18 protein-coding genes are annotated in these 24,197 nt (G+C 40.9%); 9 read left to right on the forward strand and 9 right to left on the reverse strand.

Going from position 1 to position 24,197, the window contains the following annotated elements; genetic code table 11:
- Positions 1-732: hypothetical protein (locus tag H6G97_RS26955; RefSeq protein ID WP_190943650.1), on the reverse strand; the 732-nt coding region annotated here is incomplete at its 3' end.
- 209 nt (positions 733-941) lie between these two features.
- Here H6G97_RS26955 and H6G97_RS26960 point away from each other — a divergent pair.
- The 6 genes from H6G97_RS26960 (at position 942) to H6G97_RS26985 (ending at position 7,342) form a co-directional block, all read left to right on the forward strand.
- The gene (locus H6G97_RS26960) at positions 942-1,136 is read left to right on the forward strand and encodes a hypothetical protein (RefSeq protein WP_190943651.1); all 195 of its coding nucleotides are present in this window, start codon (positions 942-944) and stop codon (positions 1,134-1,136) included.
- 1,667 nt (positions 1,137-2,803) lie between these two features.
- Positions 2,804-3,370, forward strand: a complete 567-nt coding sequence (locus H6G97_RS26965) for a hypothetical protein (RefSeq protein ID WP_190943652.1) — start codon at positions 2,804-2,806, stop codon at positions 3,368-3,370.
- Positions 3,371-3,532: 162 nt separating this feature from the next.
- Positions 3,533-4,222 (forward strand): helix-turn-helix domain-containing protein, encoded by a 690-nt coding sequence (locus tag H6G97_RS26970; RefSeq protein ID WP_242055273.1) that lies wholly within the window; start codon positions 3,533-3,535, stop codon positions 4,220-4,222.
- Between the two features lie 121 nt (positions 4,223-4,343).
- Positions 4,344-5,897, forward strand: coding sequence for a catalase (locus tag H6G97_RS26975; RefSeq protein WP_190943653.1), 1,554 nt, complete (start codon positions 4,344-4,346; stop codon positions 5,895-5,897).
- 572 nt (positions 5,898-6,469) lie between these two features.
- Complete coding sequence (locus H6G97_RS26980; protein ID WP_190943654.1) at positions 6,470-6,607, forward strand: hypothetical protein; 138 nt, start codon at positions 6,470-6,472, stop codon at positions 6,605-6,607.
- A gap of 231 nt (positions 6,608-6,838) precedes the next feature.
- Positions 6,839-7,342 carry an ankyrin repeat domain-containing protein gene (locus tag H6G97_RS26985; protein WP_338421855.1) on the forward strand — a complete coding sequence of 168 codons (504 nt, stop codon included), beginning with the start codon at positions 6,839-6,841 and terminating at the stop codon, positions 7,340-7,342.
- Positions 7,343-7,737: 395 nt separating this feature from the next.
- On the opposite strand, the gene H6G97_RS26990 is transcribed toward H6G97_RS26985, so the two are convergent.
- The 7 genes from H6G97_RS26990 to H6G97_RS27020 all read right to left on the reverse strand — a co-directional run bounded on the left by H6G97_RS26990 (position 7,738) and on the right by H6G97_RS27020 (position 18,396).
- Positions 7,738-9,282, reverse strand: a complete 1,545-nt coding sequence (locus tag H6G97_RS26990; RefSeq protein ID WP_190943656.1) for a TrbI/VirB10 family protein — start codon at positions 9,280-9,282, stop codon at positions 7,738-7,740.
- 571 nt (positions 9,283-9,853) lie between these two features.
- On the reverse strand, positions 9,854-10,603 hold the full coding sequence (locus H6G97_RS26995) for an SDR family NAD(P)-dependent oxidoreductase (RefSeq protein WP_190912742.1): 750 nt from the start codon (positions 10,601-10,603) through the stop codon (positions 9,854-9,856).
- Between the two features lie 58 nt (positions 10,604-10,661).
- Positions 10,662-11,378 carry an SDR family oxidoreductase gene (locus H6G97_RS27000; RefSeq protein ID WP_190943657.1) on the reverse strand — a complete coding sequence of 239 codons (717 nt, stop codon included), beginning with the start codon at positions 11,376-11,378 and terminating at the stop codon, positions 10,662-10,664.
- A gap of 407 nt (positions 11,379-11,785) precedes the next feature.
- The gene (locus tag H6G97_RS27005; RefSeq protein WP_199349672.1) at positions 11,786-12,781 is read right to left on the reverse strand and encodes an SMP-30/gluconolactonase/LRE family protein; all 996 of its coding nucleotides are present in this window, start codon (positions 12,779-12,781) and stop codon (positions 11,786-11,788) included.
- Positions 12,782-13,141: 360 nt separating this feature from the next.
- The gene (locus H6G97_RS27010) at positions 13,142-14,848 is read right to left on the reverse strand and encodes an iron uptake porin (RefSeq protein ID WP_190943659.1); all 1,707 of its coding nucleotides are present in this window, start codon (positions 14,846-14,848) and stop codon (positions 13,142-13,144) included.
- A 125-nt stretch (positions 14,849-14,973) separates the two neighbouring features.
- On the reverse strand, positions 14,974-16,593 hold the full coding sequence (locus tag H6G97_RS27015; protein ID WP_190943660.1) for a GMC oxidoreductase: 1,620 nt from the start codon (positions 16,591-16,593) through the stop codon (positions 14,974-14,976).
- Between the two features lie 219 nt (positions 16,594-16,812).
- Positions 16,813-18,396: a GMC oxidoreductase gene (locus H6G97_RS27020; RefSeq protein WP_190943661.1), complete on the reverse strand. Its 1,584-nt coding sequence runs from the start codon at positions 18,394-18,396 to the stop codon at positions 16,813-16,815.
- An 856-nt stretch (positions 18,397-19,252) separates the two neighbouring features.
- Between H6G97_RS27020 and malQ the strand changes: the two genes are divergently transcribed.
- The gene (malQ, locus tag H6G97_RS27025; RefSeq protein ID WP_190943662.1) at positions 19,253-20,755 is read left to right on the forward strand and encodes a 4-alpha-glucanotransferase; all 1,503 of its coding nucleotides are present in this window, start codon (positions 19,253-19,255) and stop codon (positions 20,753-20,755) included.
- Between the two features lie 285 nt (positions 20,756-21,040).
- On the opposite strand, the gene H6G97_RS27030 is transcribed toward malQ, so the two are convergent.
- Complete coding sequence (locus H6G97_RS27030; protein ID WP_190943663.1) at positions 21,041-22,174, reverse strand: M24 family metallopeptidase; 1,134 nt, start codon at positions 22,172-22,174, stop codon at positions 21,041-21,043.
- Positions 22,175-22,627: 453 nt separating this feature from the next.
- On the opposite strand from H6G97_RS27030, the gene H6G97_RS27035 reads away from it, so the two are divergent.
- Both H6G97_RS27035 and H6G97_RS27040 read left to right on the forward strand, forming a co-directional pair.
- Positions 22,628-23,311 (forward strand): DJ-1/PfpI family protein, encoded by a 684-nt coding sequence (locus tag H6G97_RS27035; RefSeq protein WP_190733985.1) that lies wholly within the window; start codon positions 22,628-22,630, stop codon positions 23,309-23,311.
- Positions 23,312-23,348: 37 nt separating this feature from the next.
- Positions 23,349-24,176 carry a type 1 glutamine amidotransferase domain-containing protein gene (locus tag H6G97_RS27040; protein WP_190943664.1) on the forward strand — a complete coding sequence of 276 codons (828 nt, stop codon included), beginning with the start codon at positions 23,349-23,351 and terminating at the stop codon, positions 24,174-24,176.
- The last annotated feature ends 21 nt before the right edge of the window (positions 24,177-24,197 follow it).

Here is a 24,197-nt window from a genome sequence, read left to right on the forward strand (position 1 = left end):
AGTGACGCGAGTGCGTTCTTCTGGAGTTAGCGCTGCTACCAGTGCAACGGTCTCCTCCACATGCTCCACATCGCTGCCAACACCACTATGTACACGCAGACATCGGGTGGCATTTGTGCCAGATGGCAACAGCGCTTCTACCGCCTGAATGTACTCCTCACCAATAGCGGTTGCAAGGCGTTCCAGCGTGTAACAATAGCCTACGCAACTGAGTGGATCATGGGCTTGCACACTGCGGGTGAAGTAATCTAATAAAACCTTTGCCGATGGAGGAACGAAGACTTCCACCACCGCCTCAGCTTTGTATCCCAGTGACTGAATATCGAGTAGGGCAAGTCGGTCGTGACCGCGTTCTTCAATGGCTTTTTGCGTTGCCCACTGCGCCAAACTTTCGCGACCAGCCGCAGCAAACAGCTGGGCAGCTTCTTCCATCAGCCGTGGCGTGGAGTGGGTGAGATGGTATTGACCCGCCAAATGCCAAATCCAACGCGTACGGCTCAAGGTAGGGGGGCGGTGGCTCGACAAAACTGCACGTTTAGCAAGCACGATGGAGGTATCGAAGAGCTTTTGGGTTGTGGCTACACTGCCTGTACCGCTTCTCGGTTGGGCTAAGAAATCGCTGCTATCGCCAGAACTGGGTCGGTACAACCAAACGCGGTCAGCCGTGGCCACCACTACTTTGTCAGGCGCAATACGTACCCATTCAATGTCAATTAAAAAGTCATTACGCATAGTTCGTTTCCTCACTTCTGGTTGCTACAGAATTAGGCAAAGTCACCCGTGGCAATAATAGAGTTGTTGCGAAATAAGCTAAATAACCCATGAAATCTAGCACAGCAAGCATTTCGCCCGATGGTTAAAATGTAGACAGTACAATGGGTTGAGCTATTTAAGGCGTTATTAAGCAACAATTCCAAAAAATTGCCAGTCAAGTAAGTCAATTGAACTGTGTTACAGCTTGTGCTGTTGGAATGCTAGAGGAGATCGCCTACGGCAGACGGTTACACCATCGCACCTATCGAAACACCAAATGCATATTGCATTTCGATGTATTTCAGCATCTTGACCACCGCCTTGGCTACCAAGGCATGGGCAATTTGCTGACTTTCTTTGAGAAACGCAATGTCCAATTGTGAGTTTCGCTGGACGTTTCCAAGAAAAGGGGTAGTTAAAGATGACTTAGATGGCGAGAAAATCCCATATCCTTAGGACTTATGTATTGACAGAAACCTGATTGACAAATGGCTTCATTCGTGTATAAGGTTTAGGGAAACTAACAGGAAGATTTTATTTAAGAAACTAACAGGAAGCTTTTATTTTATAAGTAACAAATGGATTGAACACAGGATGTGTTTCAACTGTCTTCCCTATCGCAAACCTCCGTGATAGAGGTATTCCACTTAGTGGCGAGAGAATTAGAAGTAAATACTCCTGCATCTCGTATCCTGCAAAAATGCCTTGCTGGTAGTCAAAACCGTTCGGTAGCAGACTCAATGTGCAACCGAAGGAGTTAGCCCAGAGGCAATGTAGACGAATCTAAAGTTTCGCAGTATTGCTAATTGCTCATCTTACGCACCTTCATTTATGTGGTTAGTTGACTGATGCCTGTTGCAGTTAAGTTTGCTAACTTTACAAAACTTTTGCAACTCAAGATAAGAAACTTAAGATAAAGATAAGTTCTTTTTTTGCTGTGACATTCTCCTCTTCAAGTTTAAAGTTGCATAGACAAATGTACTATTTAGGTTAAAAAGCTTACTACGTAAGCAATAGCGCGGTTTCAGTTATCAAAAATGTACATCTGTAAAAACTGATTTGACAAAGGATAACACCTTAGTCCAGCTTTGTATAAGTTCTTAGCGGATTAAATTTGGTAAAACTGTGCGTCCCCTTGGACTGACTTTGTATCTCCACCGTACTCTTCCCTACGAGAGAGATTCCAGGGGCGAACAGGAAGCAAGCTAGGCACAGTGTCTCTGACTTCTCTCTAAGTTTAAATTTAAACCTTTAACTATGCACAAAAGTGTGAAACTACTTAGCACTCTTTTATGTACTTATTTACTACGGTGATATTGAGGATAGCCGTTCTTGACCACAATCCAACGCCCCTGATGAGTTAAGCGCACAGTACATTGATTATACTCTCATGAGAGTAATAAAAGCTGTCTATAAGCGATCGCCCGCCCCGTAATAGATGTAAAGAAACATTTCTGCTTTTTAGCCGAGTGTTAGTAATGTTCAACCCTATTAGCAAGAAATTTAAAGATTATACGTGTGCAAATTAGTTAAATAACCAATTGCTTGAGAATGGTACAAAATGCAAATTTTAGCAAAGTTAGCAAAACCTGTGATTTACATTTACTGTTGGCTAAAAACCGCTTCAGTTGGAACTTTGCCTAAAATCTTACTGAAAAACACAAACTTTTCCGCTTAAGTTTTCTATCTTAACTGGCTAAAACCAATGTTGAAATAGATAATTATAGGCAAAGCCTTTGAGAGAATTACTCACTCTCAAGGCCTCCTAACACTAACTTACTCGGTTATATCCCCCGATTCATGCACGGGGGGTTTCCCCTCTAATTTCGCTGGCTGCTATATATACATATTCTGGACAACAACGGTTTTGCTTTTCGATTCCTTTTTGTAAGGATCGTACCCTTAGCAGAAACTTAATATGTTTTTTAACAGCATATTATGTCTAAGAGTATACATTATGATAGCGCCTCTGCAAAAAAGTTAAAACTTTCTAAAAAGTTTCTTCATCCATGTTGATGTTTTTATGACCAGCCCTTTGTCGAGGCTTTAAATGACGAAGCGAACTAACTACTACAATGATCTGTTAGTAGATTACTCCAAGCCTGAGCTAGTTTCTAATGAACTAGCAATGAAACTACTTAAAGACGCAGAGACATATCTTTCCCTACGTAATGATACCTTACCTGAAATAACTCTAGAATACAGCTTAGAGCAAGTAGAACAGGAAAATAAACATTGGTGGCCAACGCACTGTGAAGCGCTACGACAAGGGCGGGGGGACATTTTAGCAGGTGAGTATGCCAATAATCTTGTATATTTCTGTGCTGATGGACCTTTTTATGGCAGAACCGCAGCAACAAATAGAGAAGTAAATCGTTGGGCAATTCTTGCTCAACCAAGTGTAACAATAGCTTGGCCAATTATTATGTTCAATGGTGAAGTTATCTACTCGGAATGGAATTGTTTTGATGATGAAACGAACGAAGTCATCGCCAAGGGAAACGAAACTTTGCTTCGGCGAGGACATCACGGTTCGTGCTACTTAAAATGCGAGCAACTTAGCTTTTATCGCGACGTTTCTGCCTCCGATGAATTGCTGTATTGGATTAGGCGTTGACCGAATTAGTGATCAGACAAGATTTATAAATGAATGAAGGAAAAGTATAACATTAGGTGAATTAATTTATGGGGATTAACTGAGACTTGACTAAAAAGATAAATATTTAGGCTCTACTCTAGTTCAGATCATCTGAGATGAAATCCAAGTGTATTTAATACAATGAATGAGGCTAAAGTGATGGACTCTAACTACTTATTAAATGGTATTGACTCTTATAACGTTAACATCGGTATTAATACGGCAATACTGACAAGCTTTGAAAAGTTATTGCTTCAGTCACAACCTTTGTTAAGCCATGTTTTTCGATTTATTGAGACAAATTATCATAATTCAATTAGTCTTAGAGAGGTGGCTGAGGCGGTCAGTCGATCTCCTGCCTACCTCACCGACCTTGTACGGCGAGAGACTGGAAAAACTGTGCTCTGTTGGATTGTAGAGCGCCGCATGGCAGAGGCACGTCGTTTGCTTCTCGAAACAGACCAGTCGGTGGAGCAAATTGCCGAAGCAGTAGGCTATTTAGATAGACGCCATTTCGGTCGCCAGTTCCTCCGGCTTCACAATATAACCCCGCAAACATGGCGAAGGTCGCATCGGAGCAAGAGCATCCCATGTTGGCAAAGAGTCCCACAAAAGGCAAGCTCAAGCGAATTAATCAACCAGGAAGCCACAACTGTGACTTTTGCAGAAGCTCAACGGTTGCAAGCCTGTATCCAAGAGATTGCTGCGATTTTTAACAAGAGTACTGTTGCTGATGAAGTACTTATGTTAAAAAGCGAAAATGGTTCTGTTGCAAAAATAGACAATGGTTTGATACAGATAACCTTAGTCTCAACTTGCGAATCGTGTTGAAATCATTTTTGACTTTTATTTAAGTCTGAGGGATTTGCAGATCAGCATTATCCAAAAATGATTTTTGAATTTGAACAAGACTTATCTATATGTTTTTGTACATTTATTTTGTGTGGTAAACATGACAGAAAATAACGACTTAACCACAAGCTTTGGAATTCCGATTAGCGACAATCAAAATTCCTTGACAGCTGGAAGTAATGGTCCAATTTTGCTTCAAGACCTTTACCTAATTGAAAAACTCGCCCATTTCAACCGGGAGCGAATTCCGGAACGAGTCGTTCATGCTAAAGGCGCAGCTGCTCATGGCTATTTCGAGGTAACCAATGACGTTACCCAGTGGACAAAGGCAAAGTTTTTGGAAAGAGTTGGCAAGCAAACACCCGTTTTCGTAAGATTTTCAACTGTTGCTGGAGAAAAAGGCTCCGCAGACACCGTGCGCGACCCTCGAGGATTTGCCGTGAAATTTTACACTGAAGAAGGTAATTATGACCTTGTTGGGAATAACACGCCTGTCTTCTTCGTGCGTGACCCGATGAAGTTTCCAGATTTTATCCATAGCCAAAAGCGTAACCCCCAGACTAATTGCAAAGATCCAAATATGGTTTGGGATTTCCTTTCCCTTACACCAGAATCTACCCATCAGGCGACAATTCTGTACTCAGATCGGGGTACTCCAAAGTCCTATCGGCATATGAATGGCTATGGCAGCCACACTTTTAAATGGATTAATGCCCAAGGTGAAGCTGTTTGGATCAAGTATCACTTTAAAACTGAACAAGGCATTCAGAATTTTACTCGAGAAGAAGCTATTCAAATCGCAGGGGTTGACCCAGATTACACGACGCGAGAACTGTTTGAGGCGATCGCCAAGAATGAACAAGCAGCCTGGAAAGTTTATGTCCAGATTATGACGCTTGAAGATGCTAGCTCTTACCGCTTCAATCCCTTTGATATTACTAAGGTTTGGTCACGTAAAGACTATCCCCTTACTCCCATTGGTCGTTTAGTTCTCAATCGAAATCCTGATAATCATTTTGCAGAAGTAGAACAAGTTGCTTTTTCACCTGCCAACGTGGTTCCAGGAATCGACTTCTCACCAGACAAGATGCTACAGGGGCGTTTGTTTGCCTATGCAGATGCCCATCGTTATCGTCTAGGAGGTAACTACGGCCTATTACCCATCAACTGTCCTCATGCACGAAAGGCAATAAATTATCAGCGGGATGGTCTCATGCGATTTGATGATAACGGTAGTAGCAGCGTCAACTATGAGCCTAATAGTTTTGGCGGGCCAAAAGAAGCGCAACAATACAAAGAGCCGCCCTATAGTATTTCAGGTGATGCAGACCGAACAGCATTAGAACATAATAATGATGATTTTACTCAGGCAGGCGACCTCTATCGGCTGATGAAAGAAGAGGAGAAAGCTCGTCTAGTGGACAATCTGGTTGATAGCTTAAAGCCTGCAAAGCGGGAATTTCAACTACGACAAATTCCTCATTTCTACAATGCAGACTTAGAATACGGCATTCGCGTTGCTCAAGGTCTTGGTATCGATATTGAAGAAGAAGTTCTCCAAACTAAGTCAGTTGAACCAAAACAAAACATTAACCAGGAAAACAGAAAACAAAACGAACAGGTCGATTTGACTGTTCCTGCTAAGTACTGGTAATAAAAGTTTTTATAACTCAGATGTTCAGATCAAGGCATTGAACATTTCTGTACTGATAGCCGATCTAGAAAGCGCTTAGGTTGTATACTTCACCAAGTTAAAATCCGTTGCAAGTAATCTTGTAGCAGCAACGGGGTAATTGATTACGCTGGAGCGTTGCTGATTTTGGGTATGAATTTAGTTTCGTGCAAAGGTGCAAATGAAACAGTTTAAAATATTAAGCTTTTAAAATTTATACTTGAATTCAGCAATGCTCTATTGTGTTATTAGACCTCTTCCAAAAGTTAATTTTGCAACAGTTATGGACAGGGGAATAAAAAACATTTAAAGAGATTGAATTTTCCTTGAATTCTTAACCTTGATCCTTTACCCAACTTCTGCGATAAGTTTATTGTTAATCAGAAATAGTCCCTAGCCAAAGCTTGAGATTAATCAGTAGTCAGTAGTTAAAATTCAACTTTCAACCAGTAGATCGTATGAAAAATTGTCCTTGCTGCTCCCATCGGCTTCTACAACATATTAGTAATAACCAGGTATACTGGTTTTGCCGAAGCTGCTGGCTGGAAATGCCTTTGCTGAAATTAGAAACTTCAACTCAAGAAAAAGCTGAAAGTTTAATTAACTTTATCAAATTGGAGAAAAAAGAAGTAGTACAAGCACAGATGGTGAGAGTGAAGTTATCCCATTATTCTAGTAGCAATACCAAGTAGGGCTAAAAAATATAAACTTGCAAAATAAAAATTGACCATTGCTACTAGAAAAATTCCCTATTACAAGTTTTTTGTTTCAACGTATAACAGTTTATTCACGAATGGTTATAAAAATAAAAGTTTAGATATACCAAGGTATTCTCATTTCATACAAAATATAGTTTTAACAATGCATGGATGTAAAATAGTTCGTCATTAGACATTGCTGCATTCCACTCTTTACATTGTTTTATAAAGAGCTTTAAAGTCTTTAATCCTACAAATATGAGTACTAATTTAGTTGCTGCGGTAATTAATAACAACCTTAAAGAAGCTAAAAAATTCATTGAAACTGGCGTAAACGTTAACCAAACAGACAGCAGTGGAAATAGCCTCTTGCTTGTCAGTTCTGCTAACGGCCAATCAGAAATGGTGAAACTGCTCCTTGACGCTGGTGCTGATATTCACGCGGTTGACTCAAATATGAAGGCCACTGCACTTCATGCCTCTGCCTATTTGAGACATCCAGAGGTTATGAAAATTCTGATTGAATATGGGATTAATATAGATGCTCAGGGCCCTTATAACGGATATACTGCCCTACACGATGCAGTTTGGCAGGACAATATTGAAGGAGTCAGGCTCCTGGTAAACGCAGGTGCTCGCTTAGATATCAAAGGTAAGAACGGAGACACTCCTTTAGATATTGCCAAAAAAAGTGGGTGTAAAGAGATTGTTACCATGCTTTCTGGCTAGGAAGCGGACTGTGCTTGAATCTCAAACTTATTAATGCCTACTTGCGTCACCTAAATACTAAACCTGCCTTATTTTCAAGGCAGGTCTATTGATTAACCCTGTTATGTACTCTCGGAAAACAATAATCGAAGCAAGATTCTGAAACTTTTATTGGTCAAGCTTTAATACATTATTTTCTAACAGTAAATGAAATTTATAGTCAAAACCTAGAAATTAAAACTCTGAAAGGCTTTCAGTAATTGTCTTCTCCCAAAGTGACAGAAGCTGTTCATGAGCGATCACCCACTATGGATGAAAGAAACCATTCTGTTTTCTTAGGAGAGGGTTAAACAGTTAGGATCTGAAACTAGCTTTTGAGTTGTTGTTGTAGAAGACAAAAATTTTAATACTAAAATCTAAAACTGCATGGCTTGATTGACATATATTTCAATATCTTTGCCTGCGTGCAAAAACCAAATATTAGTACGTTGCATCCTTATTTGAGAGATAGCCTGTTGATTCCGCTGAGAAATTGGGGGAAGTACAGTGTTTATCCCACCTTCTACCAAACCTGTTAAGATGTTACCTCTAAAGTTATTAGTGGTATATTCTGTGCTGTTGCTAGTTATAGTAATTTGGGAATCAGTACGATTATATAACTCTCCTGCTTTACTAGCAGCACCTAAGAAAAATAGTCCTACATCCATCCCAGTAATGGATGACCCTTGATTGGGAAATTGGTTTGCTATTAAAGGTTTACCTTGGGGAGCGCTAATAATCATAGCATTTTGCGGTAAGCTTTTTTCTGTGAGGGTGCGATTATTTTGTACAATAACTTTCATTACATCCAGCTTTAGTAAACCCTGTTGGGAAATAGAACGGACTTCAGTTAATAACTCGGTGTTAGCAGGTAAAGCGATCGCACCATCTACAGATTTTAATGGTTGTTTCAAACGCACAACAAATATGTTCTTGTTTTCATCTTGATTTTTGTTACTCTTTGCTTTAGTAGTTTCCCCAAATACAGCTGTTGCTAATACAGCTTTAGCGCTAGCCCCCACTGCTACCAATTTTGGATTTGGTGATTGTGGTTGGATTTGGTTAGGATTGGAATTTGGTATCTGTCGCGCTACCTGGGTAATTTGTGAAGGTACATAAGTAGCAATTTTACTATTAAATTTACCAGTGAAATTTACCTGACCATAGCTACCTAACTTTGCTAACCTTGTCCATTCTTTGATTGGGTTTTGTGTGGGTGGTGGAGTGAAATCAATGGCTGGTTGAGTGTCTGGCTTCACATTTGTCATCTGTGAAAGTTGAGGTACTCGTTTAACTGTGACTATTCCAGACCGAGAAAGTTTTTGTGTAGGTGTTGGCGTTCTTCGCAGCGTCATTGGCTGTTTATTTCTAGAATCACCTGACGGTTCTATATCTAAAGTGACTAGAAGATGAGGAGGCTTTAATTTTTTAGTTTTAAGGTTTTGTTGTGTGGTTTTGATCAATTCTGCTTGTTCAGTCAAGGCTAATTTCGTTTTTAAAATTTCTATTTCTCCTTCTAGTCCTTGAGAACTGGATACAGTAGTTAGTTGTGATCGCACTTGCGAGACAACAATATTATTTCTTGACTTTTGACTGCTGGTGTCCATCGGCTGGGATAAAAACCCAGCCGCTAACAAAACTATAGCTAAAGTAGCAGTCCCCGCCAAGCCTAACTTGGCAAACGAGTTAAATGAGAGGAGTTGTTTAGTCTCAAGTTTTTGTGGTTGTGAAACTGGCTGCTCTAAAGCAGTAGAATCTTCTGAAGCCGGGACTTCAATAGCAGGAGATCCTTCTGCAAAGCCAACCAACCTTGCCATTTGTGATTCCGAATCTAAAGAGTCTACTTCTAGTAAGGGATTATCCGAGCTTAGAGTATAGATATCTCGTGCGGAAGTTTTTGAATTAATTGAATATTGAGCCATTGTATAGCTGAGTTTTCATTTTTCCAAGAAATCTTAGTCTAAGTCTATAAAATATAAAGTTTTCGTCTATTGATATTTGAAAATTAATTATCTTAAACATATAGCAATCAAAATAATCCAAAATTATACAACAGCTATAAATTAAAAAGTTAAATTTACGGTAATTATTAGTATTCCTATACTTGATTGAAAAAATAGTATTTTATATATAGGGTATTAAGGTTAGCCATTAGCTGAGTTTGATCTTTTTGAAATAGACAAAACATATTTGAATTACAGCGTTTGCAGCTACATTAGGTACGCCCCCAGTCCTTCTCTTAGTAAGGGTAGGGTACACGATTGCGCGGTTAGGGTATTTATTTACCTCACGAAGTTCAAATTTGCTGTAAGTTTTTATATAGAGTACTCCTAATCTTAAAAGCCTGCCGAAAGCAGGCTTTATTTACATATATCTAAACTTCAGGATGCTGTTGAAATTCCAGTATTTCATATCATGTCCATTTGCTTATTATAAGTGTTCATCCGGACTTGATATTATCCAGTATCGACTCACATTATCCTGAAGGAACTATTACCAAGGCAAAGGAAAGGGGCCACCAAACTTTCTCATCTCTGCAAAAAAGCCCCCTTGAGGTCCACCATCTGGCAGTGTAGCTAAATAAACAGCTGTTTCTGCACCTTCCTCTGCGGTCAAGGGCGCATCTGCTCCTCCAATATCAGTTTTCATCCATCCAGGAGAATAGTTATTGACTAAAATATTAGTGCCCTTTAATTCTTTCGCCAATAAAGAAGCCACTCCATTTAAACCAATTTTTGACAGCCTATATGAGGGAGCAAGGGGATAAAAATCATTACTAATAAAATTTAAGGATGCCATTTCAGTGGATACATTAACAATGCGTCCATAATTACGCTCTTTCATCAGGGGGATTAGTGCTTGAGACACACGTAAAGAACCAACCGTATTGACTGTAAATGTCGAGATAACTGTATCCAATTTAGCAGTAAGAAGACTGCTTTCCTCAGGTTCTTTTGCAGGGTTTACTCCTGCATTATTGACTAAAATGTCCACTCGTCCATACTGTTTGCGTAATGCAGTTACAAAGTCTTCAACACTTTTATCATCAGTGACATCAAGAGGTAAATAGTCTACTTCCTGACCTTGCATGGCCAATTTTTCGCGAGCTTCTAATCCTTTTGCTTTGTCGCGACCAGTTATAATCACTTGAATATTGTCAAGCTTTGCCAATTTTTTAGCAATCTCAAAGCCAAGACCTTTGTAGCTTCCTGTAATCAGTGCAACTCTTTTTTCTGTAGTCATGATCGTATCCTTTGTATTTTCTTTCTAGAGTGTAAATTAAAACCTACCCACCATAGCTTTATACTGGTTCAGCGGCTGGAACTACCATGAGCCTGGGAATCAGAACGTTACCTGGCTGTTCTAATATGAAACGAACGCAACGGGCAATGTCCGCTGATTGCAGTACACCTCCGGAATAAACGAAATTCTTTTGCTCCTCATCCCACTTCTCGTATAAGCCAGTATCCACAGTACCTGGAGCAATGCTTGATACACGAATGTCGGTTCCTGCAAGTTCCACGCGCAGGGAATCCGTAAAGGCCTCAATAGCAAATTTAGTACCGCAGTAAGCGCCTAATTCTGGAGCTGTTTTTAGTCCAGCAATACTTGAAGTATTGATCAAAAATCCACTGCCGGATTGCTTAAAATGTCTCAATGCTGTGTAAGCTATTCTATAAGCAGATTCCACATTGACTCGAACCATCTGGCAGATTGCTTCGATATCAACACTTTCAATCGGACCTACAGTCATCACGCCTGCATTGTTGAAAACTACGTCAAGTTGACCAAAAGTTTGGATAGCAAAATCTATCAATTTTTGTGGCAATTCAGGGTTTGTGATCTCACCCGGAACAACTTCGGCGTTTTGTAATTTAGAGGCCAGCCGTTCGAGTTTATCTTGCGATCGCGCTGTGAGTACTAGACTCATACCTGCTGCATCTAACTCCTTGGCAACTGCCTCGCCGATCCCACCACTAGCCCCAGTGATAATAACAACTTTATTTTGCAAATTCATGCGTCTTTCCTTTGAGTTTGTCGTTGAATATGTTACTTTGGCGGTTAGTGTTTTCTCCCTATTAGCTGGATTAATAGTAGGAAAAGTGTGGTCAACTAGATTGGCTTGCTGTGTAAAAATTAAGAGCAACTGTGATTATTGAGCTATTTTGCCAATTGCCATCTAATTTTGCTCTAGTTTAAGAATTACAAAACACAACTACAAACACAATGGTTAAAATTTTGGAATAAGTTTGCATTTTTTCGGTTCTACTTTATACCGAACTAAGTTTTACAATCGACTTATTCAATCAAAACTTAGCGTTGCTAAATATGAGTATGAAATTCCAAAAGTTCATACTTATACTCACCAAGACCTTGTTATGTATTACTTTGGCAAAGTAGCGATTAACGGGGATCTGTTCCCATTTAGCGGGTATCTAATCCGCGTACGCCAATATTCAAGCGGAATATCCCTCCATAACCGTCTTCTGTTTTTATACCGCCAGTTACGAATAGCTGGTCGAGCTTTGGACCTGCAAAAGCGCAGTTGCTGGTGGTGAGATTACCAGTAGAATATCGACGGATCAGCTTGCCCTCAGGATTGAGAACCTGCACTTGACCCATGCCATAGTGAGCTACGTAAAGGTTACCCATCGCATCTAGGGATATACCGTCCGGCTTATCGTCGATTTGCTCTCCCTGTTTTACAGGGAGTTGAGCAAACACTTTCTGCGAACTCACCTTTCCCGGTGACAGTATGTCATAGACCAAGATTTGATTTTTATTGCTCTCGCTAACAAACAGCCGCTTGCGATCCGGAGTGAGGACAATGCCATTGGCAAAAGCCAATCCGGTAACAACTAAGTTAATTTTTCCTGTAGAATCCACATAATAAACTGCGCCGTTTGGGGTCTGGGGGTTTGAGCTACCGGAGTCGGTGAAGTAAATACCTCCTGCTGGTGAATCAATAGTAATGTCATTGGGATACTCCAGGGGCTTGCCATTAAATTCCTTTGCAATCACTTTCAAAAGCTTGCCGTCGGCATCTAGCTGTACTACCGAGTTTTTGGCAGCGACAACATGAGTGCCATCGCGCAAAATCTTGTGACCGTTAGGACTTGGGATTTTAGCCCAGATTTTAGTAAAGCCTTCAGGAGTTAAAACTGTAATTGTCCCAGCTTTGGTTTGAGAGAAGTAGAGGTTGTCTTTACTGTCCAAGACAATTCCCTCAGAGTATTTGTCGCTCTGCAAAACCTTCATTGGTGAGATTAGATATGCTGGCGGCAGTGTTACTTCAGATAAGGTAACAGCTACAGCCGTATCTGGAAGCTGCGTTGCCGCCTGTACAGAGGTAGAGGTGGCGTTCTTGGAAGTATAACGGCAAGAAGCCAGTAGCAAAATTTGTACACAGCTGAAAACCATCAAAGAAAATTTCCGCATTAGAGAAAAACCTCTTTTTGTAGTGGTTGTTTTAAGAAATACATAGCGCTTATGCAAACTAAATTACCTATCAAAATCGACTCAAACGCTTATTTAGCCAAGAGGAACAATTAAATTAATTTTCATTAGGTCAGGACTTACGCAAAAATTGCCAAAAAGCTTAACTTATCGAACTGCCACGGATGCCAAGAACGCCTTCTCTACGAGACACTACGTGAACGTTAAGCGTCTCGTAGAGAAGAATTCCTAAAGTGTGCGTAAGCCTTATAGCTACTTACAGAGGTGATTTGTTCTCTCCTAAATGCTGATAGCTAAGTTTTCAAATGTACTCTGCTGAATTTTTTAAAAGGATATACTTGTTCGCACAGTACCTGTGATAATCGTACCGTTGCTTTCTTGATTGGCAGGATTAGTGATAACCTGTACTACAGGTGTAATCCGAATGTTGTCGCTAAGTGGTAGATTGTAAAATGCTTCGATGTTAGTCTGTGTAGCGTTGCCTACTGCATTTTCAATAAAGGGCTGGGCTGCGGCAATACCAGCCAAAGCCCCTGGCACAAACGGGTCTCGGAGCGCTAACCCTGCCATCCAGTAATTAGGCTGAATGTCGCCAAAATCAGTGTTATTGTAGCGACCATAGCCGTAACGACCAAAAATAGCTAGTTGTTGCGAGAGCGCTAGTTCAATGTTTACCCCAAAAACATCAAATCGACCATCAAATAGATTGCCGCCACTGTACTGAAGACGCAGAGCGAATGCACTAGAGGGTGCATACTCTAGTTCAACAGTCCCTTGATAAGGATCTTTAAACAAGCCACTTTCTCCATCCCCATCAGAAAATAATAAGTTAACTAGAGGCGATACACTAGTACGAGAACTCTGGCTATTAGGGTTAGGGTTTGCCGCATCTCCAGCCACATAAACTGCCCGCATTGTAAATGCCCCTGCTCCTGGGTTCCATTCAATGACTCCCCCAGCGCCCAAATTTAAAAGAGGCGAAAGAATATAGTTATTGGTTAATGCCAGAGTAGAGAAGTCTAAGTGGCCTTGGTTAGCGTAACTATTCCTGTCAACGAAATCTGGGGCGGTAATTGTTGGACCTAAGGTTACTTTCAAGTCCTTAAAGGGCATAAAGCTGTAGTAGAGACGAGTGAGCAAAACTTCGTCATTGATAGCTGAACGATAAGAAAAATCTAGGACGCTACCAAAAGTTGGCTCTAGAAATCCGGCGGCATTATCGTTCCCTAAAGCGCTGCCTGCCTCCAAACGGACTAGCAGCGAATCAGTTCCGCCAAAGCTGGTGTTAAGATTTAGAGAAGCACGATAGACAAAGGTGGCATTTGGGTTCTGATTGGCAATTTCTGCACCTTTAGGATCGATAATGCGATCACCACTGAAACCCCCTCCAGTAACAGCAGCTACAACTAGCCCTGTAAGCTTGGTGGTAGTGGAAAACTGATTGGCTTCTAGCTTTGCCGTATTAGCTTCCAGATTATCTACACGACCTTGCAAACTTGCCAGTTCGATCGCAAAATCTTTTTGCAGTTGTTGCAATGTTAACAAGTCTTCGCGGGTTACTTGCGTTTCTACTCCAGATGCAATCAACTCTTGTACTCGCTCAAGTGCTGCTTTGATTCCAGCAGCAAACTCATAACGGGTCATAGTTGAATTGCCTCGGTAAGAGCCATCAGGATAGCCTGCAATAACTCCATAGCGCTCAATCAAAGATTGGAGTGCCTGGAAAGCCCAATCAGCAGGCTGCACATCTGCAAGTTGGCTCACAGAGGTAACTTGGGCTTCAGAAGAAAGTCTGTGGACAATCTCATCTTCAGGAACCGCTTCAGTCGCAGTCTGAGTCATCAAGCTAAGTATCTCTGAAGTAGGCTCCAATGCTTCAATGACACTGGCTCGTACTTCCAGAATGGTAGGGTTTACAACTGGCTCAGAACTGGCAGGAGGTTGTAATGTTTCAGCCAGCACAGAAGCGCTTTGTAAAGTTAGACAAAGGATGCTTACACCTTGAGCAAGGGATAAATAACTATTTCTCATTGCTTGTAGTTTAGATGTGCTAGCTTATAACCAATCAAAATAGTTGCTTTCCCTACCTAAAAACCAGGAAATCCTTTTACGAACAAAACCTTGAAAATGCAGCCATGTCTATAATTTGGATATTCTTAGTCCCTAGCTGCGACAAACTGAGAATTATCGTTTCTTTGAAGAGCATATCTTTTATTGTAAATATCTTCTGCAATGATTTTCTCCATACAACGTTCTGCTATAGCTGCAATAGTGAAGGAAGGATTTGTACATGCAGTAGGCCCAGGAATCAGCGCACCATCAACAACATACAAACCTTGATAATTGAACACCCGACCGTATTGATCGCACACTTTACCCATGACAGCGCCTCCTAAAGGATGGGCACAGATAGAGGCACTAACGTCTGTCTTTGGTGTTGTAGTAGGGGTGGTAATCGAGCCATCAAGAGTTGTGTAAGTAACTTTTGCAGCTAATAAATTATCTCTATTTTCTTGTTCAGGCCAGTGTAACTTGCAACCATCTGTAGACGGATCGTAAGTGAAAAATCCTTTTGGTTTTGTCATAGCCAAAGTAAGACACCTTTGTGTTCCTGGGCCACCAGACCAATCTTCCAGATTCATCAGACTAATCGGATTTTGAGTATTATTAATGTTTTCCACGACACAGCCTGATGGACCTCCTGTGTTAATCACAGGCTTTGGTAAATTTGAACGTTGGGCAACCATGTCTCCATTATTATTCCAATTTTGTCCAACACTAGGTTTCAATTTAGGTAATGTGCCTTTTTCTTTAGCCTTGAGCAAAAGTTTAGAAGTTCCCATAGAACCAGCTGCTAAAAACAAGTAGCGACAGGTAAAACTTTTTGACTGAATTACTTCTCCTCTTTCATCAATCTCATTACATTTAACCCTGTAACCATGTCGCGGTAATTCAGAAATTTCTGTGACTATATGTAAAGGTTTTACCTTTACTAATCCAGTTTGTTCTGCTTGAAGTAAGTAATTGCGATCTAGGCTATTTTTTGCTCCACTATTAATACCAAACCAATGATCACCCTGAATAGCAGAAGAAATCTTTTCTCCTCGAATTTCTTGACGAACTATATCCCAATCAACAGCTAAATCTAGTAATCGAGTAGGTAAGCCTGCTTTCTTTCCGTTTTCCAGTAAAAATCGCGTTTTCTCATAATAATCAGTCTTTAAAACGTCGTCTGGTATTGGTGCTGCCCTCAACATTGAAAGAACGCGAGGATAGTAAATTTCATCCATTTCCTTGTAGCTAATTGAACGAGGAAAAACTCTATAAAATAACTCGCGAATAGGTTGGTAAATAATAGCATTGTAAACTAAAGAACCACCTCCAACGCCAGCACCAGCTAAAACAGTAACGCCGTCTTCATTTAAGGTCTCTAACACTCCTGTATACACATCTACAGACTGACCAAATAAATTTGTTGGACTCAGCCAAGCACTTCGACCATCAGGATTACGGAAATCAGCAAAAGTGTTCCCATCAGAGCGAATATTCCAACGACGACCTCGCTCCAATACTAGTGTTTGAATACCAGCTTGTGCCAAACGTAGAGATGCGATAGACCCACCAAAGCCACTACCTATAATTAGCGCTTCTGTGTCCTCATAATTACTAGTAGCACTTGTCCGATAAATAGGGCTTCCTGCTGAAACTGCTAAACCAGCACCGAAAAAGGCGGCACCTTGAATAAAACGACGACGACGATACAAGTTATTAACCATATACCTCTACATCCTGAATTATTTAATTGAACTAATTGAGTATATTCCTGAAGCAAAAACTTATATATAATGTCAATATTTTAAGCTTTAAACTTTTCCTTTGCGAACATTGATTTAAAGCTAGCATTCATGACATAGTAAAGTTTTTTAGAATGCAAATTAAACACCAGCAAATTCTATTTTTACTCCTAAAAGATATTCAGGTAATAAACGAAGTATTTACCAGCCTCCGTGTTTAATTTTTGGGATAATTTTGTCCATAGCGCGCTCTGCTAAACCTGCAATAGTTAAAAAAGGATTTGCACCTCCAGCAGAGCCAGGAAGAAGCGCGCCATCTACGACATAAAGCCCTTTATAACCGAATACCCGCCCGTATTGATCGCAGGCTTTGCCAATAGTAGCTCCTCCTGAAGGATGAGCAACATTCTGGTAAACAAACTCTGTTGAGGGTTGCTTCCCATCTTTAAAATTGGCATCGTCAAGGATTTTATACGTAAGCTTTGTAGCATCTATATGTTGTTTATTGCTATTAAGGTATGAAGGCCAGTATAAGTTCACAGATTCTGTCCTTGCATCATATTTAAAGACCCCATTAGCTTTCGGTATACCCATACCAAGACACTCTTGCGATCCTATAGGATTATTCCATTGTGGATAATTCATCAGGATAATTGGACTTATAGGATTATCGTAATGTTCAAGAATAGCACCTGCAAATCCTCCTTGATCCTTAATAGGTGGTAAATTTGAGCGATGACCAACGGTATCGCCGTTAGTTCCCCAATTTTTGCCAACATGATCGTTTAACTTAGGCAACTTGCCTGTGGCTTTAGCCTTAACCAAAAGTTTGGAAGTGCCTATAGAGCCAGCAGCTAAAAACAAATAGCGGCAGGTAACAGTTTTTGTTTCCAGAATTTTTCCTGATGTGTTTATCCGATTGTATGAAACTCGGTAAAGTTTTTCGTTAGGTAATTGAGAAATTGCCGTTACTACACACAGAGGCATAATTTCAACATATTTAGTCTGCTCTGCTAGGGGTATGTAATTGCGGTCTAGACTTTTCTTCGCTCCACTGTTGCAGCCAAACCAAATTTCTCCAATACTCGCAGAAGCTACTTTGGTTCCAGCTATTTCATCACGAACTGCATTCCAATCAACAGCCAAATCTATTAGATAATTTGCAAATCCTGCCCTACTTGCATGTTGTTGAAATAACCGGGTTGATTCATAGTATTTAGTAGCTAAGACGTCGGCTGGAATAGGGCTTGGCTCCAGTATTTTACGAACACGATTAAAGTAAACATCAAGCAATTGATCATAGTCGATTGACCGAGGAAAGACTTGATAAAATACATAACGACTCTTGGGTACTACAACACCAGCATTGTTAACTAGTGAACCGCCTCCAACTCCAGCACCACACAAAGGAGTTGCGCCGTATTCTCTTAAAGTTTCTAAAACTCCTGTATATGTATCTACAGAATCCCCGAATAAAGTTGTCGAACTAAGCCAAGCAGCTCGACCATCAGGCTTGCGATAAGTTGCAAAAACGTCTTGATTATTTTGAGATGGGATTTCCCAACGGCGACCGCGTTCTAATACTAATGTTTGAATACCAGCTTGTCCCAAACGTAGAGCAGCAACAGCCCCACCATAGCCACTACCGATAACAACAGCCTCTGAATACTCATCGCCAATAGTAGCTCCAGTACGACTAGAAGTAAGTACTGAAGTTGCTACGCTAGCACTGAATAGAGTGGCACCTTGAAGGAAATGACGGCGACTAAAAGATTTGTGATCCATAAATTCCCCACTTCATAATTAGACATTTTCTAAAAGTAGTTGTACAGACTAGCTTTGGAAATTAAAGCTAAAATTTATTTTTTCGAGAGTTACCATAAAGGTTGGGTAAACTTACAAGGAAATTCAACTTACCAAGTATTTCATTTTAGGAAAATATTTTTTACTAAAAAACAAAGACTGTATTAGTACTCAAAGTTGGCTTGCATCAGATATAACCTAACCATGAAAGAATTTATAAAATATACAACATGACGGCAATGGTTAAATTTTTGGTTAAAGGTTGCATTTTTTCGAGTTTCCTTATTATTTATTTTCATCTCATCCTCTCTAAATTAAGAATGAGTTATGATGTAGGGTAGTCTTATTTTGATAGTGATATAGTGATAGACCGATTAATCTCGATTGAAAAAAATTAAAAAGGTTGGGATTGAGAGAATTATGTTTAGTGAGCAATTAATTCCAAAAAATAGAGCAAAAGAATACAACCTTTCTACGAAACATTAACCTTTGCATCTATGTTTTATGCCTCTTAATCTTAGATCGTAGATCAAAAAGTTATACTTCTTCGAGTTCTGCATGAAACCAGTCAGCAGCGTTTATGAAGGCCATACCACTTAGCTCGACTTTATTCATTTACCTAAACTGCGATGCCTGCGGCAAGCCGCTAAAAGCGTCTATACATATCCTAAAACCAATATTTATCAAGATTTTAGGGTTTTTGAAGGCACTATAACTAGTCACAACAAATTTTAGTTTTGTTAGTTTCTCACTTGAGATAGTTCGGATAGGCTCGTAATCCTGTGCTAGTCAGTTCTATCATTTGTTTTATTCTCATTTCTTAAAATAGAGGTTTATTATGCCTTTTCCCAGAACAAGCGGGATTTTGCTACATCCTACTTCTTTTCCTAGTCAGTTTGGTATTGGTGACTTTGGATCGGAAGCTTATCGCTTTGTTGATTTTTTAGTAGAAAGTAAACAACAGCTTTGGCAGATATTACCATTGGGGCCTACGGGAGATAGTAATTCTCCTTATGCTTCTTATTCAGCGATCGCTGGAAATCCCCTGTTAATTAGCCCACAACTGTTGTATGACAGGGGCTTGATAGCTGAAGATTTCACTAATTTACCAAAATTTTCCACTGAAAGAGTAGATTTTTCGCAGGTTATCCAAACAAAGATACCAATATTGCAAAAAGCCTGTAAAAACTTCAGAACTAGTGCAACATCAAGTCAGCAACAGGAATTTCAGGAGTTTTGTCAGAGTCAGGCTTACTGGCTAAATGATTATGCCTTGTTTATGGCACTCAAGGATGCCCACAATGGTGCTAGTTGGAATACTTGGGAGATGGCGATCGCTCAGCGCAAACCAGAAGCGATCAAGCAATGGCAGCAGCGACTCGCAGATGAAGTTTTTTACCATAAATATCTACAGTTTGAGTTTTTCTTGCAGTGGTCGCAACTGAAGCGCTATGCTAACCAGCGCGAGATTCAGATACTAGGAGATATCGCAATTTATGTGGCTCACGATAGCGCTGACGTTTGGGCTAATCCCGGTAACTTTTGCCTTGATGAACAGACAGGTGAACCAGCACTAATGGCAGGAACACCACCAGATTACTTCAGCGCGACTGGACAGCTTTGGGGTAACCCGGTCTATAACTGGGTGCGGCTACAGCAGGAAAACTTCAAATGGTGGGTGCAACGTTTCCAGTCCATGCTTAATTATGTAGACTTGATTCGTATCGATCACTTTCGGGGATTTCAAGCTTATTGGGCTGTAAAGCAGGGCGAAACAACTGCGATGAATGGTAGCTGGCTTGAAGCTCCTGGAGAGGCTTTCTTTGAGGTACTCAAACAGAAGTTAGGTAACCTGCCAATTATTGCCGAGGATTTGGGAGAAATTACGCCAGAGGTATATGCTCTGCGAGACAGATTTGAATTTCCTGGCATGAAAATTTTACAGTTTGCTTTTGGCGATGCTTCCGCTGAAAAGCGTTTTTTACCGTTCAATTATCAGTCTAATTGTGTTGTATACACGGGTACTCATGATAATGACACGACAGTTGGCTGGTTTAATCAATTGTTACCCTCGGAAAAAGAACAAGTCTTGGCTTATTTAGGTTGTCAGAGTCAGTCTGGAATCCATTGGGATTTGATTCGATTGGCACTGAGTTCTGTAGCCAATCAGGCGATTATTCCTCTACAGGACGTTTTGGGATTGGACACCGAAGCTAGGATGAATTTTCCTGGCAAAACTGTAGGTAGCTGGGGTTGGCGATATCAGTCCGCAGCTTTAACGCCAGAGGTTAGCGATCGCCTCAGAGCAATGACTGAAACTTATGGAAGGGCGATTGAATAATTCGTAATGGGCTTTGCCCCGCTACGCTAACGTAATTCGTAATTGAGGATAGTGTTATTATCAATTACGAATTATTTTGACTCACGACATCGGATAAAATTAGAACAAACTAGTAGTCTGCCAACCCAAAAATGCGCTTTTTCAGGCTGGGGAAAGGGGAAAGGGTAAGGGATTTAAAACCTTTCCCCCTTCCCCCTTACCCTTTACCCCGCCAAGTCACGAAAGCGAACTACTAGCCGCAAGACCAATTGATACTACATTAAAAGGCTTGCGGCTGGCTTAATTTTAGTCAATTTCTAATGGTAAGGGGCGATCGCGTCCTTCAACTTTCACGCTTGGCCACTTTGGATCGAAAGTTAGGTTTTCTAGCCCTCCATCCTTCTGGATGATGAAAGTATCTTCAACCTTTGCTCCTGGTAAACTTGGGTTCCAGGCTACAGCCGTGTTTTCCACTAAATTTTCGCTCGTAGTTGGATTAGCGATGATTTCACGAGATAAATAGCCTGTAGTTCCTCCTTGATGATGTTGGCGAATTGCTTCGGGATAACCATGCTGCTCATAAGCCTGACCAAGCGCGTCATAAATTACGTTGATAGGCCTGCCAGGAACACACAAGTTCAAAGCTTCAGCTTCAATCTTATGGACATGAGAATGCAGAGACGCGAAATTTCGTGTCTCTGCATTGGCCTGTTCCAAACCAAAAAAGACGAATCTTGTCAGGTTCGCATATAGACCGTATCCCCGTGCACAAAAAACCAGCATTGCTGCACGTCCCAACGCCTCTTGTTTGGGCGTGGTATGACGGTATAGCGGCAGACGCCTTTCTCCAGCGACTAGCGTCAAAGCTGGATGTAGCCCTCTTGACCACAACGCCTCTGCACCTGCTCCGGCCAGTTGGTACTCTGTCCAGGTAGGCTGGGCTTTCAAAAGTACTTCGGTCATGGCTTCACTTGCTAAACGCCCTACTCGCCGATAGCGCTCCAGTTCTGTTGGCAGAATCACCCGCTTCTGATTTATGAGTGACAGAGGTAATGAGCTTTCATGGGTAGTAGGAATGTCACTCAAAATCTTTCCCCCGTTTGTGCCCTCACGCACGAAAGACTCGCGGGCAACCTTATCAGCCCAAGGATTAATGTGCAGTTTGTAAAGACGATCTGACGACTCATCTCTACCCGGAAGCTCTTCATCCTGTAAGCGTTGAGCTTCAATCTCATCAGTCAATATCCAGGCATCTTTAGCAGTTACCAAAACTTCCGCTACTCCAGTTTCACTAGCGAGTAGCACTGTGTTAGAACCACCAGCAGTAGCCCAAGCGAACCAATCTGAACCGCGCAATCGCACGCCCATTGCACCAGTTTCGCTCAGAGCCTTTCGCATTAACTCCAGCTTGTAATAAATTTCTTGGTTGATTAAATTCATAGTTAAGTCGAAATAAGTTTGTGAAAAATTGCCAATTATTATTGATAGTGGGAGCAAAATTCTGATTACACATAATTTACCAATCAAAAGTCAAAACTCAGAATTGATAAAAATATAATATGATTATTTATTTTCTGGAACTTATTGTTTTTGAGTATTAAATTTTTATTAATTCTAAATTATTACTTACAGTATAAAGGTACTTATGAGTATTTGTCGAGCCGGAATTACCAAAATAATACAACCTGAGAACGAAAAATCAACCATTGTGATTTTATTTTAGGTTTTTTAAATTTACATAAAATTTAGTCAATAAAAAAAGTAACCTTTCTGCAAAACATTCACCCTTGTATTTATGTTTTAGTCTCTCTAAACTTTTTGCTAAAGGCTTAAGAATAAGTCACGTACATTCCAAATTTAAGAATCTAGTGACCCTAGGAATATTGAACCAATATGATACCTAGATCCCTTGGTGGGAAAAAAATCGCAATTCTTCTAGAAAGTGAGTTCATCCCTGAAGAAATTGAAGCATATCAAAAACGCTTCTCAGAACTTCAAGCAACGGTACATCTGATGTCTAGGCTCTGGAATCAGCCGAGCGTTCGTTTTTTCAGTGATGAAGATACGGGCAATACGCCTAGAACAATAGATGTAAACATTGATTTTCAAAACGTAGATGTTAACGACTACGCGGCTGTGATTATGACCGCTAACTATACTAGCGTGCGTCTGCGTTACTTTGAGCCACCAACAGGTCAGCCAATTAGTGCTGAACAAGTTCGTACTTCACCGGCTGTACAGTTTTACGCCAAGGCAATGGCAAATCCCAGGATTATTAAAGGCGCACTCTGCCACGGTCTTTGGATACTGACACCAATACCTGAATTACTCAAAGACCGACAAGTTATCTGCCATGAGGTTGTCCTTGCAGATATTCTCAATGCTGGTGCAGTTTATACAACATCACCTACAGGTGTTGTGGTGGATGGCGACCTTGTTACTGGTCGCTCAAAACACGAGGTTGAACCATTCATTGATGCGATTACCGAACAAATTCAACAGTTATCTGTTGCCACTAATCGTTTCTCAAGTAGAAGGCCCACTTCCTCTGTTTCAAGACTGAGAGTTGCAAGCTGACTATTGGAAAACATATTTATCACTAGGAGACAATCTTGTGAAAAAGATTCTAACAATTCTATCAGAATGGGGTTATTGGGGTGAAGAGCTAGTAGGCCCCTTAGAAACTTTCGATGCTGCGGGGTATCAGGTTGATTTTGCAACTGCAACAGGGAAAAGGCCAGTAGCGCTCCCTCCTAGCATGGACCCTACTTATATCGACCCACCTTTAGGTCGGACAGTTGTATCCCAGGAGATGGCGGAAAAAGTCAAGCGCTTGGAAGATCCTAAGAATCCACGACTGGACAATCCAATCATCCTGTCACAATGGTTCCCTGATCGCCCTTACTGGAGTGCTGAAAAATTCCTCCGGGAAATGGAAGCCTACAACAATGCACTCGATGAAGTGCAGAAGGATTTGGAACAATACGATGCTCTACTGATAGTCGGTGGTAGTGGCCCTATTGTTGATTTAGTAAATAACCATCGGGTTCACGACCTGATTCTCAGCTTTTACAAAAAAGGTAAGCCGATCGCAGCAGAATGCTACGGTGTAACTTGTCTAGCCTTTGCTCGTGACTTAGCAGACCGCAAGAGCATTATTTGGGGTAAGCACGTCACAGGTCATTGCAAGGAATATGATTACAAGGATGGCACAGGATTTGTCGGCGCAGACATTAACATGGGGCCACCTCCCTATCCTTTAGAGTATATTCTCCAAGATGCCACAGGCCCAGATGGAGCATATCACGGTAATTTTGGGAAAGAAATCTCCGTGATTGTTGATTATCCATTTATCACAGGTCGGTCTACCGCAGATTCTTATACAACTGGTCAAAAGGTAGTGGAAGTTCTGGATAAAGGACTGAGGCGGTACGGATGGTAAGCTTGACCAGACAGAGCAACG

It is taken from the genome of Nostoc flagelliforme FACHB-838 (assembly GCF_014698065.1).
In the GTDB taxonomy this organism is placed as follows: domain Bacteria; phylum Cyanobacteriota; class Cyanobacteriia; order Cyanobacteriales; family Nostocaceae; genus Nostoc; species Nostoc flagelliforme_B.

Excerpts from the sequence above, each read along its gene's own strand:
- H6G97_RS27005 (WP_199349672.1), bottom strand. The coding sequence starts at position 12,781 with ATGGTTTTCAGCTGTGTACAAATTTTGCTACTGGCTTCTTGCCGTTAT.
- H6G97_RS27015 (WP_190943660.1), bottom strand. The coding sequence starts at position 16,593 with ATGGTTAATAACTTGTATCGTCGTCGTCGTTTTATTCAAGGTGCCGCC.
- H6G97_RS27030 (WP_190943663.1), bottom strand. The coding sequence starts at position 22,174 with ATGAATTTAATCAACCAAGAAATTTATTACAAGCTGGAGTTAATGCGA.
- H6G97_RS26965 (WP_190943652.1), top strand. The coding sequence starts at position 2,804 with ATGACGAAGCGAACTAACTACTACAATGATCTGTTAGTAGATTACTCC.
- H6G97_RS27020 (WP_190943661.1), bottom strand. The coding sequence starts at position 18,396 with ATGGATCACAAATCTTTTAGTCGCCGTCATTTCCTTCAAGGTGCCACT.
- H6G97_RS27035 (WP_190733985.1), top strand. The coding sequence starts at position 22,628 with ATGATACCTAGATCCCTTGGTGGGAAAAAAATCGCAATTCTTCTAGAA.
- H6G97_RS27010 (WP_190943659.1), bottom strand. The coding sequence starts at position 14,848 with ATGAGAAATAGTTATTTATCCCTTGCTCAAGGTGTAAGCATCCTTTGT.
- H6G97_RS26970 (WP_242055273.1), top strand. The coding sequence starts at position 3,533 with ATGAATGAGGCTAAAGTGATGGACTCTAACTACTTATTAAATGGTATT.
- H6G97_RS27000 (WP_190943657.1), bottom strand. The coding sequence starts at position 11,378 with ATGAATTTGCAAAATAAAGTTGTTATTATCACTGGGGCTAGTGGTGGG.
- H6G97_RS26995 (WP_190912742.1), bottom strand. The coding sequence starts at position 10,603 with ATGACTACAGAAAAAAGAGTTGCACTGATTACAGGAAGCTACAAAGGT.
- malQ (WP_190943662.1), top strand. The coding sequence starts at position 19,253 with ATGCCTTTTCCCAGAACAAGCGGGATTTTGCTACATCCTACTTCTTTT.
- H6G97_RS26990 (WP_190943656.1), bottom strand. The coding sequence starts at position 9,282 with ATGGCTCAATATTCAATTAATTCAAAAACTTCCGCACGAGATATCTAT.
- H6G97_RS26975 (WP_190943653.1), top strand. The coding sequence starts at position 4,344 with ATGACAGAAAATAACGACTTAACCACAAGCTTTGGAATTCCGATTAGC.